The sequence below is a fragment of the Erythrobacter sp. NE805 genome (assembly GCF_046452355.1).
Taxonomy (GTDB): Bacteria; Pseudomonadota; Alphaproteobacteria; order Sphingomonadales; family Sphingomonadaceae; genus Erythrobacter.
The window spans coordinates 1172917-1187315 of record NZ_JBKFDI010000001.1 but is presented as its reverse complement, the minus strand read 5'-3'; the positions used below and the strand labels follow the sequence as shown (position 1 = coordinate 1187315).

Genomic DNA, 14399 nt, shown 5'->3' with positions numbered 1-14399 from the left:
AATCTGAGGGACCTGCGGCTCAGGAGGTGGGCGCGAGATCGGCCGGGTCGAGCCCGAGCCGTTCCATCCGGCTGCGGATCTCGGGCCACTCCTCGCGCAGGAAGACCTCGCGCTCGGCGGCGCGCAGCCGTTCCGCCGCGCCGCGCACGACATACATGCCGACCCCGCGCTGCACCTCGACCAGCCCGTCGTTCTGGAACTGCTGGTAGGCCTTGGCGACCGTCAGCGGGTTCGCCCCCTGCTCCGCCGCGAGCGCCCGCACCGAGGGGAGCATCGCGCCTTCCGCATAGACCCCGTCGATGATCGCCGCCGCGATCTGGTCGCGCAGCTTGAGATAAACGGGGCGATTGGGGTTCATGGGTGCATCAGTGCCATAATACAGCCATGCGGTCAATTCTTGTCTGCTGCACGCCTTTCGCGTGCAGTCCTCGCCGCGCTTCGCGCGCACGCGCGCGAGCGGCTGCGGCTGGCGCGCGTGCGCTCGCGCCCCGTCCGCCGGCGGGCCGATGCGCGCCACTTCGTCCCGGGGTAGGGAGCGAGCCCATTCACCTCCCAGCAATTGCACCCTTCACACAAGTGAAACACCCGCTAGGGTGCGCTCCCATTGCGGCAGGGCGGAGAGGCCCGCCTTTAACCATTCGACGGGGATCGAATTGATGATGGATATCTCGCTGTGGGCGGAGGCCGAATGGATCGCGGCCATCGCCGTTCTGGTGCTGATCGTGTTCCTGGCGATCGGCGCCAAGATCGCGGTGCAGAGCGAACCCGAGTTCGCCGGTCACCCCAAGGGCCTCTACATGCTGTTCTTCGCCGAGATGTGGGAGCGCTTCTCCTACTACGGCATGCGCGCGATTCTGGTGTTCTACCTCGCCCAGCACTGGGACTTCTCCAAGCCCAAGTCGAACCTCATCCTCGGCGGCTATGCTTCGCTGGTCTACATCACGCCGGTACTCGGCGGGTGGCTGGCCGACCGCTATCTCGGCCAGCGCAAGGCGGTGCTATTCGGCGGCCTGCTGCTCGCCATCGGCCATTCGCTGATGGCGGTCGAGGGCACCGGCGGGCAGAATGATCCCACGATCAACATCTTCTGGGCCGCGCTCGCCTTCATCATCGTCGGCTCGGGCTTCCTCAAGGCGAACATCTCGGTGATGGTCGGCCAGCTCTACCCGATGACCGATGTGCGCCGCGACGGGGCTTACACGATCTTCTACATGGGCATCAACGTGGGCGCGGCGATCGGGACGATCCTCGTCGCCTATCTCGGCCAGACGGTCGGCTGGGGCTATGGCTTCGGGCTTGCCGGGATCGGGATGCTGGCGGGCCTGATCGTCTTCCTGCTCGGCAAGGCGACGCTGAACGGCGCGGGCGAGGCACCGCTGCCGCTTGCCAGGGGCAAGGAAATGGGTCTCTACGGCATCGGCCTCGCGGCGGTCGCGGTCATCTGGGTGCTGGTGCAGTATCAGGACGTGATCCAGACGCTGCTGATCATCTCGGGCGTCTCGCTGCTCGGCTACGTGCTCTACGAGAGCTTCAAGCTCGACAAGGAGCCGCGTGAACGCATGTTCGCGATCCTGTTCCTGATCAGCCTCAACCCGCTGTTCTGGGGCCTGTTCGAACAGGCGGGCGGTTCGATGAACCAGTTCACCGACGAGTTCGTCGATCGCGGCGGGGTGCCGGCGGGGATCTTCCAGTCGATCAACCCGATCTACATCATCCTGCTCGCCCCGCTCTTCGCCGCGCTGTGGCAATGGCTTGGCGCGCGGGGCAAGGAGCCCTCGGCCCCGGCCAAATTCGGTCTCGCGCTGGCTCAGATGGGCCTTGCTAACCTCGTGTTGGTGTGGGGCGCGCACGCCTATGGCATTGCGGCGATGACCCCGGTCATCCTCGTCTTCGCCTATTACTTCTTCGCCACGACCGCCGAACTGTGCCTCAGCCCCGTGGGCCTGTCGGCGATGAACCGGCTGGCGCCCAAGCACCTCGCATCGCTCATCATGGGCGCGTGGTTCTACATGACCGCGGTCGGCAATTTCGTTGCGGGAAAGATCGGCGAGGCGACCGGCGGGCATGATGGCGAACTGACCAAGCAGGGCCTGCTCGACATTTACGAGCTGTTCGGCTGGATCGCGATCGGTGCGGGCGTGGCGGTGCTGCTGGTCAGCCCGGTGGTGAAGAAGTGGATGCACCTCGACACGCTGCGCGACGACACGGCGGGCGAGGAGCAGGACGGCGCCGACGAGGCCTACCCGATCAACGCCCGTCCTGCCGAGTAAACCCCGGCTTACGGGACAATCGTCAAACAACATGGACAAGCCCCCCTTTTCCCGCCACCCTCGCGGACGGGAAAAGGGAAGGGGTTGGAAATGCTGTCACACCTGACACCGCGGGCGCGCGGGGCTGCGCTTGCCTCGCTGGCGAGCGCCCTCGCGCTGGCCGCCTGCTCGACCACCGGCGGTTCGGCCGAGCCCGCCAGCGCTTCGGCCAAGCCGGAGAAGACTCTCGCCGCCACCCCGGCGGGCGAGCCGGTCTATCCTTCGACCTACAAGCCCTATCCCGGCGTTGCGACCGCGATCCGCGGCGCGACCATCTACGACGGGCGCGGCGGCCGGATCGAGAACGGCGTCGTTTTCATGTCGGGCGGCAAGATCGTTTCGGTCGGCGGGCCCGGGACCGCGATCCCCGCCGACATCGCGGTTTATGACGGCAAGGGCAAGTTCGTCACCCCCGGGATCATCGACATCCACTCGCACCTCGGCGACTATCCCTCGCCCGCAGTCGCCGCGCACGAGGACGGCAACGAGGCGACCGCGCCGACCACCCCCGAGGTCTGGGCCGAGCACTCGGTCTGGCCGCAGGACCCGGGCTTCTCCCGCGCGCTCGCCAATGGCGGGATCACCAGCTTGCAGATCCTCCCCGGCTCGGCGAACCTCATGGGCGGGCGCTCGGTGACGCTCAAGAACGTGCCCGCGCGCACCATGCAGGGGATGAAATTCCCGGGCGCGCCCTACAACCTCAAGATGGCCTGCGGCGAAAACCCCAAGCGGGTCTACGGCGCGCGCGGGCGGATGCCCTCGACGCGGATGGGCAACCTCGCGGTCGACCGCCAGACCTGGCTCGACGCGATCGACTACGCCAATGATCCGAAGGCCAAGCGCGACCTCGCCAAGGAGACGCTCGCGGGCGTGCTGAGGGGCGAGATCCTGATCCAGAACCACTGCTACCGCGCCGACGAGATGGCGCTGGTGCTCGATATGGCCAAGGAGATGGGCTACAAGGTCGCCGCCTTCCACCACGCGGTCGAGGCCTACAAGATCGGCGACCTGCTCAAGGAAAACGGCGTGTGCGCCGCGATCTGGGCCGATTGGTACGGCTTCAAGATGGAGAGCTACGACGGCATCCGCGAGAACGCCGCCTTCCTCCAGCGCGAGGGAGCCTGCGTCGTCATCCACTCCGACGATCAGAACGACATCCAGCGACTGAACCAGGAGGCGCGCAAGGCGCAGAAGGCGGGGCTCAGGGTCGGGATCGACATTCCCGATGCGACCGTCATCAAGTGGATCACCTACAACGCCGCCAAGGCGATGGGCATCGCCGATCAGACCGGCAGCCTCGAGAAGGGCAAGATGGCCGACGTGGTGCTGTGGAACGGCGACCCGCTGTCGGTCTACTCGCGCCCCGAGAAGGTGTGGATCGACGGCGCGCTGATGTTCGACGCGCTCGACCCCAAGCGGCGACCGGTGAGCGACTTCGAGCTCGGCCAACCCGGTGAAGGAGATGTGAAATGACGCGCCTTCTCTCCTTGGGCGCGGTCAGCGCGCTCGCTCTTGCTGCCGCGCCTGCCTCCGCGCAGGACGTGACCATCACCAATGCGAAGCTCGTGATCGGCGACGGCTCCGCGCCCATCGAGGGCGGCACCGTAGTCGTGAAGGGCGGCGCGGTGGTCTATGCCGGCCCCGCGGCGGGCGCGCCGGCGGGCGGGGCGGCGGTCGACGCGCAGGGAGCATGGGTGACGCCGGGCCTGTTCGCCACCGTGACGACGCTCGGCCTCGCCGATGTCGCCGCGGTCAGCCAGTCGAACGACACCGCGCCCGAGCGCACCCCGTTCAGCGCCGCCCTCGATGCCTCGAAGGCGATCAACCCGACCTCGCAGCACATCCTCGTCCACAAGGCCGCCGGGATCACCCGCGCGGCGACGACGATGGCCCCGGCGGGCTCGATCTTCGCCGGGCAGGGCGCGATCATCGATCTCGACGGCGACGCGAGCCCGATCGTCCAGGCGCGGGCCTTCCAGATGGTCGTGCTCGGCGAGGGCGGGGCGGACCGCGCGGGCGGGAGCCGGGTCGCGGCCCATGTCCTGCTGCGTGCCGCGCTGCGCGAGGCACAGGCGCTGGTCGGCAAGACGGCGATCCCCGAGACCACCGAGATCGCCAAGGGCGACGCGGTCTACCTCTCGCGCTTCGATGCCGAGGCGCTGGTGCCGGTGGTGACGGGGCGCCAGAAGCTCTACGTCGCGGCCGACCGCATGGCCGACATCCGCGCGGTGCTGGCCTTGAAGCAGGAGTTCCCGCGGCTCGACCTCGTGCTGGTCGGCGCGACCGAAGGCTGGCTGGTCGCGAAGGACATTGCGGCCGTCGGGGTGCCGGTGATCGCCAACGGGCTCACCGACCTGCCCGAGACCTTCGAGCAATTGGGCGCGACCCAGTCGAACATCGGGCGGATGCAGCGCGCCGGGGTGAAGGTCGCGATCAACGCCGCCGCCGACCAGAATGCGCGGCGCTTGGCGCAGCAGGCGGGCAACCTCGTCGCGCTGACGCGGCTGCCGGGCGCGGCGGGGCTGACGTGGGACCAGGCCTTCGCGGCGATCAGCTCGGTCCCGGCGGAGATCAGCGGGATGGGCGGCAAGGCCGGCGTGCTCAAGGCGGGCGCATTGGGCGACGTGGTGATCTGGGACGGCGATCCGCTCGAGCTCGGCACGGTGCCGACCCGGGTGTTCATCGGCGGCGTCCAGCAGGACCTCGCCAACCACCAGACGCGCCTGCGCGACCGCTACATCGACCTCGACGAGAGCGACCGGCCCAAGGCCTACGACTGGTAGTCAGACGCTGCAAAGCGGGCGCGCGGCCAGCTGACCGGGCGCTCGCTCTCGGCGAAGAGATGCGCCTCGCCCCAGTCGCCGAGCTGCTCGAACAGCGGCACCAGCGCGCGCGCCTTGTCGGTCAGCAGATAGCGCGCGCGCTTGCCCGTCGGCGGCTCGCGCAGCATCAGCCCGGCTTCCTGCAAGATCGCGAGACGCGAGGTCAGCGCCGCCCGGTTGATGCCGAGGCGCTCGATGAACTCCTCGAACCGTTCGGCCCCCATGAAGGCATCGCGCAGGATCAGCAGCACCCAGCGATCGCCGAGCAGTCGCGCGGCGCGGGCGATGGGGCAGGGCGCGCGGGAGGGGCGGTAGGCCTTCATGGGTCTGCTTATCAGACTTGTGCGCCGCGATGGCAAGCCGTAAAACGTCTGCGAATCAGACTAAGGAGCGCCAGCCGTGACCGCGATGACCCCCTTCCCCACGCCTGAAGCCGCTGTCGACTTCATGAAGGATTACGCGGTGGCGCGCTCCGGCTTCTCGACCTGGCTCGCCATCGAGCCCGTGCGGGTGTGGGACGGCGAGAGCGAGGCGCTGCTCGTGCTGCGGCCGGACATGACGCAGCATCACGGCTACGCCCACGGCGCGATCGTCGGACTGATGGCGGACGTCGCCTCGGCCTGGGCCGGGGCCTCGGTGGTCGGCGACGTGGTGACCGGCGGCTACACCATCGACTTCCTTCGACCCGCCAAAGGCGAGCGCCTGCGGGCCCGGGGCCGCGTGGTCAAAGCGGGCAAGCGGCAGGTGGTGGTGCGCGCCGACGTCTGGGCGGAGAGCGAGGGCGCCGATCCGGTCCACGTCGCGATCGCGCAGGCGACCATAGTGCCGACGGGCGTTGTGCCGTCCTGACCAGCGGCTGGCGGGACGGATTCGCCCGTGTTAGTCTCGCCCCATGAACGGGGCCCTGATCACACTTCTCGCCGCGAACATCGCCTTCGTCGGCTCGCATTTCGCCATGTCCCACCCGCTGCGCGCGCCGATGGTGCGGGCGCTTGGCGAAACGGGCTTCAGCCTCGCCTACACGCTGGTGAGCTTCGCCGCGCTCGGCTGGGTCTATCTCTCTTTCACCGCCGCGCCGCCGGCGGACCTGCCGGGTTCGGGCGAGATCGGCTGGGCCCTCGCGACCGTGCTGACCTGGCCGGCGATGGTCCTGCTGGCGGGCTCGCTCGCCGGCAATCCGGCGCTGCCGACTCCGCAGGCCGAGGCGCAGGCGCGCGCCGAGCCGCGCGGCGTGTTCCGGGTCACCCGCCACCCGATGATGTGGGGGATCGGCCTCTGGGCGCTCTCGCACCTGGTGCTGTTCTGGAGCACCCGGACGATGGTCACCGCCGCCGCGATGGGCGTGCTGGCGCTGGTCGGGTCGCGCTTGCAGGACGGCAAGAAGCAGGCCGCGATGGGCGAGGCCTGGGCCGCCTGGGAGAGCCGCACCGCCTACTGGCCGCGCCTCGGGCAATTCGCCCGCGTCGGCGCTGTGCCGCTGCTCGCCGGGACGGCGCTGTGGCTCGTGGCGCAGGCCCTCCACCTGTGGCAGGCGGGCATCCCGGCGGGCGTCCTCAGGTGGCTCGGATGATCACTCGCCCCTGAACACCGCCTGCCGCTTCTCGATCAGCGCCGCGACGCCCTCGGCGTGGTCGGCGGTGGTGTGCATCATCGCCTGAGTGTTGGCGGCGAGTTCGAGCGCGGTGTCGTAGCTCGTCTGCTGGCCCTGGCGCAGCAGATTCTTGGTATGGCGCAGCGCGTGCGGGGGCAGCAGCGCGATCCGGCCCGCGAGCGCGCGCGCCTCGTCCATCAGCGCCTCGGCGGGCACCACGCGGCTGACGAGGCCCCAGTCCTTCGCGGTCGCGGCGTCGATCACGTCGCCGGTGTAGAACAGCTCGGCCGCGCGGCTCATGCCGATGACGCGGGGGAGAATCCAGGTGCCGCCGTCGCCGGGGATGATCCCGAGCTTGAGGAAGGTCACCCCGAACTTCGCGGTCTCGGAAGCGATGCGGATGTCGGCGAGGCAGGCGACGTCGCACCCCAGGCCGATCGCCGGACCGTTGACCGCGGCGATCACCGGCACGCGCAACCCGTGGAGCGCGCGCAGCATCAGGTGGATGTTGTCGCGGTAGCCGTCGGAGATCGCGGGGGTGGTGCCGCCGAAGGTCCCGGTCTTGTCGCGCATCGCCTTGACATCGCCGCCCGCGCTGAAGGCCCGGCCGGCGCCGGTCAGGATCACCACCCGGCATTCCATGTCACGGTTGATCGCGTTGGCGACACGCACGAACTCGTCCCCGTCGCCGGGTGCGCCGAGCGGGTTCATGCTTTCGGCGCGGTCCAGCGTGAGGATCGTGACGGGGCCCTCGCGGGTAATCTGGATCAGGGACATGAGGGTGATCTTCGCCTTTGTGTCTGCGCGGATTCAGCTTGCCTAAAGGCGGCATGGATAAAGGGCAAGGACGGGACCGTCCCCGCAGGCCGAGGCCGGTAGAAGGAGCGAGGAAAGGAACGCCATGTCGACGCTCGCGCTGCTCGCCGCCTCGCCCGCGCTGTTCGCTGCCTCGCCCGCGCTGCTGAGCGCCGCGCTCGCCGGCGCCGCGCCGCAGGGCGGGATCGCGCCCGCCACCTGGACCCTCGCCGCCGCGCAGGAGGCGCCCGCCGCGCCGCCGGACCCGCCACCGCAAGCGGACGAGTCCAGCGAGCCCGAGAACGAGATCGTGGTCGAGGGCGAGGTCGGGCCGCCCAAGAGCGACCCGCTCGAGAGCGTCAACGAGGAGAGCTACCGGATCACCCAGGCGGTCGACAAGGCGGTGGTCGAGCCGGTCGCCGATGCCTATCGCGACCGCCTGCCCGAACCGATCCGCGACGGGCTCGGCAATGTCGTGAAGAATCTCGGCGAGCCGAGCAACGCGCTCAACTTCCTGCTCCAGGGCAAGGTCGGCAAGGCCTTCGAGACGCTCGGGCGGATGGCGATCAACACCACCGTGGGCGTGGGCGGGCTGTTCGACGTGGCGGGCAAGAAGGCCGGCCTGCCCTACCGCCGCAACGGCTTCGCCAACACGATGGGCTACTATGGCGTCGGGCCGGGCCCCTACCTCTACCTGCCGGTGACCGGCGCGACCACGGCGCGCGACCTTGCCGGAAGCACGCTCGACCAGCTGCTGCTGCCGGTTGCGGTCGGCAAGCCCTTCAACCGCCCCGCCTATGCGGTGACCTATTTCGTGGTCAACGGCCTCGACCAGCGGACCGAGTTCGACGAGGAGCTGGCGCGCATCCAGGCCTCGGACGATCCCTACCGGCTGCGGCGCGAGACCTATCTGGCGCAGCGCCGTCGCGATATCGCGGAGCTCAAGGGCGAGCCGCTCAGCGAGGAGGACAGCCGCTGGCTCGAGGAGCTCGAGGCGCTGAAGGCCCCTCCGGCACCGGCGAAGCAGGGCGACAAGGTGACCGAGCCCGCAGGCGGCGCGGAGGCGCTGCTGATCACCGGGGGGCGCTGAGACGCGCCATCAGGCAAGGTCGAGCCAGCGCGCGTAGTTGCGCACGGTCGGCGTCCAGTCCTTCGGCCACTCTGGCAGCGCCTGCATGGAGAACCCGCGCTGATCCGCCCACTCCTGCGGCCAGTCCATCCCCAGATCGTCGTCGTCGATGCACAGGTCCTTGATGAGATCGTCATCAGGGTGCGGTGTGAGCTGCGGTTCCACGTAGCGCAGAGCCTGCGTCCACACGAAGCGTGCGGCCTCGGGCGAGGTGTCCCGCGCCATCATGTCTAGGGTTTCCGCCTCGGTCGGATTGGGGCGGCGCGCCGCGACCCGCCGGTGCGCGCGGCGCAGGAGCCACGCGCCGAGGCCGAGCCACAGACCGAGCGCGCCGAGAACGAAGTCGCCGAGAGCCAGCCACTCCGGGACCCCGAGCAACGCGCCCATCGGCAGGCGACGCTTACGCCCGCGCCTCTTCGCCCGTCTCGATCCCGGCGCTGTTGTGCTTCAGCGCCTTCAAGACCGCCTCGACGATGTGCGGCGCGTTGAGCCCGGCCTCGTCGTACTGCTTCACCGGATCGTCGTGGTCGATGAAGGTGTCGGGCAGGCGCAGGGTGCGGACCTTGAGCCCGGCATCGGTCAGGCCGGAGTCGCTCGCGAAGGTCAGCACGTGCGCGCCGAGGCCGCCGATCGCGCCTTCCTCGACGGTGATGACGACCTCGTGGGTGCGCATCAGCCGGGCGATCAGTTCCTCGTCGAGGGGCTTCGCAAAGCGCAGGTCGGCGACGGTGGTGGAGAGTCCCTTGGCCTCGAGCGTATCGGCGGCCTTCTTGGCCTCCTCGAGCCGCGCGCCCAGCGAGAGGATCGCGACCTTCGTGCCCTCGCGGATCACCCGGCCCTTGCCGATCGCGAGCTTCTCCGGAACCTCGGGAAGCGGCACCCCGGTGCCGTTGCCGCGCGGGTAGCGGAAGGCGATCGGGCCCTCGTCGTATTCGGCGGCGGTGTAGGTCATGTGGACGAGCTCCGCCTCGTCGGCGGCGGCCATCACGACCATGTTGGGAAGCGTCGCGAGATAGGTGATGTCGAAGGAGCCCGCGTGCGTGGCCCCGTCCGCCCCGACCAGCCCGGCGCGGTCGATGGCGAAGCGCACGGGGAGGTTCTGGATGCACACGTCGTGCACCACCTGGTCATAGGCGCGCTGGAGGAAGGTCGAGTAGATCGCGGCGAAGGGCCGCATCCCCTGCGCGGCGAGACCGGCGGCGAAGGTCACCGCGTGCTGCTCGGCGATCCCGACGTCGAAGCTGCGGGTCGGGTGGGCCTTGGCGAACTTGTCGACCCCGGTGCCCGAGGGCATCGCGGCGGTGATCGCGACGATCCGGTCGTCGCTCTCGGCGAGCTTCGCGAGCGTGTTCCCGAACACGTCCTGGTAGGCGGGCGCGGTCGGGTTGCTCTTGGCCTTCTCGCCGGTGACGACATTGAACTTGGGCACGCCGTGATACTTGTCGGCGGAGTTCTCGGCGGGCGCGTAGCCCTTGCCCTTCTCGGTGACGACATGGATCAGCACCGGGCCTTCCGAGGTGTCGCGCACGTTCTCGAGCACCGGCAGGAGGTGATCGAGGTTGTGCCCGTCGATCGGGCCGACGTAGTAGAAGCCCAATTCCTCGAACAGGGTCCCGCCGGTCACCATGCCGCGGGTGAATTCCTCGGCCTTGCCGATGGTGTCGTGGAGGCGGCGGCTCATCTTCTTGACCGCGCGGCTGGCGAGGCTGCGGATGCCCAGGTATTCGGACGAGGACACCATCCGTGCGAGGTAGGCCGACAGGCCGCCCACCGGCGGCGCGATCGACATATCGTTGTCGTTGAGGATGACGATCAGCCGGTTGCCCGCCTGCGCGGCGTTGTTCATCGCCTCGTAGGCCATGCCGGCGCTCATCGAGCCGTCGCCGATCACCGCGATGCCGCGGCCCGGCGCGCCCTTGAGCTTGTTGGCGATGGCGAAGCCCAGCGCCGCGCTGATCGACGTCGAGGAGTGGGCGGCGCCGAAGGGATCGTACTCGCTCTCGGAGCGCTTGGTGAAGCCGCTCAGGCCTCCGCCCTGGCGCAGGGTGCGGATGCGGTCGCGGCGGCCGGTGATGATCTTGTGCGGATAGCACTGGTGCCCGACGTCCCAGACGAGCTTGTCCTCGGGCGTGTTGAAGACATAGTGCAGCGCAACCGTCAGCTCGACGACGCCCAGCCCCGATCCCAGGTGCCCGCCCGAGACGCTCACCGCGTCGATCATCTCGGCGCGCAGCTCGTCGGCGAGTTGGCGGAGCTGTTCGGGCTTGAGGCGGCGAAGGTCGTCGGGAGTGTCAACCTGGTCGAGCAGGGGCGTGTAAGGCGGTTGTGTCATAACCGTCGGCCTTACACCCGCATTCCGCCCGTGTCGATGAAGGGTTGGCGGTTGAGCCTCAGGCGCAGGCCTTGCACAGGCCCCTGATCTCGAGCACCGGGCGCTCCGCCTTGAAGTGGCGGGTGGCAGCGATGGCGCGGACGGCGCGGCTCACCTCCTCGTCGTCGACATGGGCGGCCTCGCCGCATTCGTCGCACACGAGAAAGATGCAGTCATGCGCGCAGCCCGGGTGGGTGTTGGCGAGGTAGGCATTGGCGCTCTCGACCCGCATCGCGAGGTTGTTCGCCACGAAGACATCAAGGATGCGGTAGACCGAGTTCGGCGCGACCCGCTTGCCGCGCGCGGCGGAGAGGTTGTCGGCGATGTCGTAGGCCGAGACCGGCCGCTCGTGGCGCGCGAGCTCGGCGAAGACCGCCTCGCGCATCGAGGTCCATTGCTCACCCGACGCGACCAGCGCACGCGCCGCCTCGACGACGAGATCGTCGCCCGAGTGCTCGTGGTGGCTGTGCGCGTGCTGGCCCATGCGGGGGATATAATGGGGCGTGCGGTGAAGCGCCAGTGGGGGCATTGCTCCGCCAAGTCCCTCCCCCTTCGCTGCGCGAACGGGGAGGGACGGGTTCTCAGCCTGCGTCCTTGAGGAAGCTCGCCTTGTAGAGTGTCGGGAACATCTGCTTGAGCGCCGCGACCTTCGGCGCGTCCCAGCGCTGGATGTAGCCGTGCTTCGGATTGGCGAGCATGAAGTCCTGATGGTAGCGCTCGGCGGGGTAGAAGGCCTTGTAGCTCTCGATCCCGGTGACGATCGGCTTGCTCCACAGCCCCGATTTGGCCAGCTGGGCGAGGTAGGCCTTGGCGACCGCGGCCTGCTCGGCGTTCGTGGGGACGATCGCGCTGCGGTATTGCGTGCCGACGTCGGGGCCCTGGCGGTTCCTGAGGGTGGGATCGGCGACCACCGAGAAGAAGATCCGCAGCAGCTGGTCATAGCGCACCACGGACGGATCGTAGGTGACCTTGACCGCCTCGGCATGGTCGGTGATGCCGCTCGAGACGATCTCGTAGCTGGCGCTCTTGGCGGTGCCGCCGTGGTAGCCCGAGACCGCGCCGGTGACGCCCTTGACGTGGCTGAACACGCCCTCGACGCCCCAGAAGCAGCCGCCCGCGAAGATCGCGGTCTTGAGCCCCTTGGGTTCCTTGGCAAGGCGGGCGGCGGCGGGGGCGTCGACCGGTTCCTCGGCAATCGCGGGACCGGCGCAGGCGCTCAGCGCCAGCGAGCCGGCGAGGAGAAGGGTAGCGAATTTGTGCATGGGATCAGCCTTGGACAGGCGCGATCACGAAGTCTTCCGTGGGGGCCGGGGCCTTGATGAGCTCGGCGGCCTGGGCGGGCGAGGCCACCGCGCCGTTGCCCTCGATCACGTTCGCCCCGAAGATCACGGCCGCGCCGAGGGCGAAGCCGATGCCGAAGTTGCGGTAGAGGTCGGGAGCAAAGAGGCGCATGGGAAGCTCGTTATCGCGTGTGTTGCGCGTCCCTTGCCCGACACCGAATTGCGGCGGGATGAACAGGACGCAAGGCCGTATTGGGCTGCGGCCCTATACTGGTTACGTAACGGCTGAATAATAGTTGCGCTTAAGGCTTCCTCGAGCCGAACCGTTCGGCAGTTGCGACGAGATGCGCGATTTCGCTTAGGGCTGTCCCCTGCTGGCGTCCCGCAATCACCGGCCCGCAGGACCGCGAGGCCAAGCGGCCGAGCCGCAGGTGCTCCCGAAGCGAAGCAAAGGGAAACGCACCGAGGACGAGCGGGCGGATACCCGCTCGCAACACATCAATGCCGGAAGTGGCGCATCCCGGTGAACACCATCGCGAGCCCGGCTGCGTCGGCGGCGGCGATCACCTCGTCGTCGCGGATCGAGCCGCCCGGCTGGATCACCGCGGTCGCGCCTGCCTCGGCGGCGGCGAGGAGCCCGTCGGCGAAGGGGAAGAAGGCGTCCGAGGCGACCGCGCTGCCGACGGTGCGCGGAGCCTCCCAGCCGTAGGTCTCGGCGGCTTCCTTCGCCTTGATCGCGGCGATGCGGGCGGAGTCGCGGCGGTTCATCTGCCCCGCGCCGATCCCCGCCGTGGCGCCGTCCTTCGCATAGACGATCGCGTTCGACTTGACGTGCCGCGCGACGGTCCAGGCGAAGAGGCAGTCCTTGAGCTCTTGGCTCGTGGGTGCGCGCTTGGTCACCACCTTGAGGTCGTCGGGCCCGATCGCCCCGGCGTCGCGCGACTGGATCAGCACGCCCCCGGCGATGGTTTTCATTGCCAGCCCGCCGCGGCGCGGGTTGGGAAGCTGGCCGCATTCGAGCAGGCGCAGGTTCTTCTTCTTGGCGAAGATCGCCTTGGCCTCTTCCGAGACCGAGGGGGCAATCACCACCTCGGTGAAGATCGCGCTTATGGCCTCGGCGGTCGCGGCGTCGAGCTCGGTGTTGACCGCGACGATCCCGCCGAAGGCCGAGACGCTGTCACAGGCCAACGCCGCTTCCCACGCCGCAAGCAGCGAGGAACCTTGCGCGACGCCGCAGGGGTTGGCGTGCTTGACGATCACCACCGCCGGCTCCTGCCCGGCGAACTCGGCGGCAAGCTCAAGCGCGGCGTCGGCATCGTTGAGGTTGTTGTAGGAGAGCTCCTTGCCCTGGAGCTGCGCCGCCTGCGGGACCCCGGCCGTCCCGACGACCTGCGGGACGTAGATCGCCGCCGACTGGTGCGGGTTCTCGCCGTAGCGCAGCGTGTCGGCGCGCCTGAAGGCGAGGGGGAGCGTCTCGGGGAACAGCGTCGGCTCGTCGCTGGCGGCGGGCGAGAAGGCGAACCAGCTGGCGATCGCGGCATCGTAGGCGGCGGTGCGGGCATAGGCCTTGCCGGCCATGCGGGTGCGGAACGCCTGGGTGGTCGCGCCGCCGTTCGCGTCCATTTCCGCGACGAGGGTCGCGTAGTCGGCGGGGTCGGTGAGGATCGTCACGAAGCCGTGGTTCTTCGCCGCCGAGCGCACCATCGAGGGCCCGCCGATGTCGATGTTCTCGATCACTTCCTCGCGGCTGGCGCCCTTCGCCACGGTCGCCTCGAAGGGATAGAGGTTGACCACCACGAGGTCGATCGCACCGATCGCGTGCGCTTGCATCGCGGCGACGTGTTCGGGGTTATCGCGCAGCGCGAGGAGCCCGCCGTGGACCTTGGGGTGAAGCGTCTTCACCCGCCCGTCCATCATCTCGGGAAAGCCGGTGAGCTCGGAGACGTCCTTCACCGTCAGCCCCGCCTCGCGCAAGCAGCCTGCGGTGCCGCCGGTGCTGACCAGCTCGACCCCGCGCTCCGCCAGCGCACGGCCGAGGTCGGCCAAACCGGCCTTGTCGGACACTGACAGCAGCGCCCGGCGGATCACGTTGTCGCTCATCG

15 protein-coding genes are annotated in these 14399 nt (G+C 69.2%); 6 read left to right on the top strand and 9 right to left on the bottom strand.

Translation table 11 applies throughout. The features are described 5' to 3' along the window. Nucleotides 1–19: 19 nt before the first annotated feature. The gene (locus ACLBKU_RS05545) at nucleotides 20–358 is read right to left on the bottom strand and encodes a GntR family transcriptional regulator (RefSeq protein WP_410178536.1); all 339 of its coding nucleotides are present in this window, start codon (nucleotides 356–358) and stop codon (nucleotides 20–22) included. Nucleotides 359–656: 298 nt separating this feature from the next. On the opposite strand from ACLBKU_RS05545, the gene ACLBKU_RS05540 reads away from it, so the two are divergent. The 3 genes from ACLBKU_RS05540 to ACLBKU_RS05530 all read left to right on the top strand — a co-directional run bounded on the left by ACLBKU_RS05540 (nucleotide 657) and on the right by ACLBKU_RS05530 (nucleotide 5092). Next, on the top strand, nucleotides 657–2270 hold the full coding sequence (locus ACLBKU_RS05540) for a peptide MFS transporter (protein WP_410178535.1): 1614 nt from the start codon (nucleotides 657–659) through the stop codon (nucleotides 2268–2270). A gap of 90 nt (nucleotides 2271–2360) precedes the next feature. Next, the gene (locus tag ACLBKU_RS05535; protein ID WP_410178534.1) at nucleotides 2361–3782 is read left to right on the top strand and encodes an amidohydrolase; all 1422 of its coding nucleotides are present in this window, start codon (nucleotides 2361–2363) and stop codon (nucleotides 3780–3782) included. Then, on the top strand, nucleotides 3779–5092 hold the full coding sequence (locus ACLBKU_RS05530) for an amidohydrolase family protein (protein ID WP_410178533.1): 1314 nt from the start codon (nucleotides 3779–3781) through the stop codon (nucleotides 5090–5092). The genes ACLBKU_RS05535 and ACLBKU_RS05530 overlap by 4 nt, the downstream gene beginning before the upstream one ends. Here the strand turns inward: ACLBKU_RS05530 and ACLBKU_RS05525 are convergent. Continuing rightward, complete coding sequence (locus ACLBKU_RS05525) at nucleotides 5080–5454, bottom strand: winged helix-turn-helix transcriptional regulator (RefSeq protein WP_410178532.1); 375 nt, start codon at nucleotides 5452–5454, stop codon at nucleotides 5080–5082. The two genes, ACLBKU_RS05530 and ACLBKU_RS05525, sit on opposite strands and share 13 nt — an antisense overlap. A gap of 85 nt (nucleotides 5455–5539) precedes the next feature. Between ACLBKU_RS05525 and ACLBKU_RS05520 the strand changes: the two genes are divergently transcribed. Together ACLBKU_RS05520 and ACLBKU_RS05515 are read left to right on the top strand one after the other, a co-directional pair. Further along, entirely contained in the window at nucleotides 5540–5980 is a 441-nt protein-coding gene (locus tag ACLBKU_RS05520; RefSeq protein WP_410178998.1) for a PaaI family thioesterase, read from the top strand. Nucleotides 5981–6023: 43 nt separating this feature from the next. After that, complete coding sequence (locus ACLBKU_RS05515; protein ID WP_410178531.1) at nucleotides 6024–6701, top strand: NnrU family protein; 678 nt, start codon at nucleotides 6024–6026, stop codon at nucleotides 6699–6701. Here the strand turns inward: ACLBKU_RS05515 and ACLBKU_RS05510 are convergent, their stop codons facing one another. Next, entirely contained in the window at nucleotides 6702–7499 is a 798-nt protein-coding gene (locus ACLBKU_RS05510; protein ID WP_410178530.1) for a crotonase/enoyl-CoA hydratase family protein, read from the bottom strand. It abuts the gene before it with no gap. Between the two features lie 124 nt (nucleotides 7500–7623). On the opposite strand from ACLBKU_RS05510, the gene ACLBKU_RS05505 reads away from it, so the two are divergent. Next, nucleotides 7624–8607, top strand: a complete 984-nt coding sequence (locus ACLBKU_RS05505) for a VacJ family lipoprotein (RefSeq protein ID WP_410178529.1) — start codon at nucleotides 7624–7626, stop codon at nucleotides 8605–8607. A 9-nt stretch (nucleotides 8608–8616) separates the two neighbouring features. On the opposite strand, the gene ACLBKU_RS05500 is transcribed toward ACLBKU_RS05505, so the two are convergent. The 6 genes from ACLBKU_RS05500 to purH all read right to left on the bottom strand — a co-directional run bounded on the left by ACLBKU_RS05500 (nucleotide 8617) and on the right by purH (nucleotide 14397). Continuing rightward, entirely contained in the window at nucleotides 8617–9033 is a 417-nt protein-coding gene (locus tag ACLBKU_RS05500; protein ID WP_410178528.1) for a hypothetical protein, read from the bottom strand. Nucleotides 9034–9046: 13 nt separating this feature from the next. Further along, nucleotides 9047–10978, bottom strand: coding sequence for a 1-deoxy-D-xylulose-5-phosphate synthase (gene dxs, locus ACLBKU_RS05495; protein WP_410178527.1), 1932 nt, complete (start codon nucleotides 10976–10978; stop codon nucleotides 9047–9049). A gap of 58 nt (nucleotides 10979–11036) precedes the next feature. Further along, on the bottom strand, nucleotides 11037–11501 hold the full coding sequence (locus ACLBKU_RS05490) for a Fur family transcriptional regulator (RefSeq protein WP_410178526.1): 465 nt from the start codon (nucleotides 11499–11501) through the stop codon (nucleotides 11037–11039). A gap of 97 nt (nucleotides 11502–11598) precedes the next feature. Next, nucleotides 11599–12279 (bottom strand): peptide-methionine (S)-S-oxide reductase MsrA, encoded by a 681-nt coding sequence (msrA, locus tag ACLBKU_RS05485; protein ID WP_410178525.1) that lies wholly within the window; start codon nucleotides 12277–12279, stop codon nucleotides 11599–11601. Nucleotides 12280–12283: 4 nt separating this feature from the next. Further along, nucleotides 12284–12469, bottom strand: coding sequence for a hypothetical protein (locus ACLBKU_RS05480; protein WP_410178524.1), 186 nt, complete (start codon nucleotides 12467–12469; stop codon nucleotides 12284–12286). A 326-nt stretch (nucleotides 12470–12795) separates the two neighbouring features. Beyond that, nucleotides 12796–14397, bottom strand: coding sequence for a bifunctional phosphoribosylaminoimidazolecarboxamide formyltransferase/IMP cyclohydrolase (gene purH, locus ACLBKU_RS05475; protein WP_410178523.1), 1602 nt, complete (start codon nucleotides 14395–14397; stop codon nucleotides 12796–12798). Nucleotides 14398–14399: the final 2 nt, after the last annotated feature.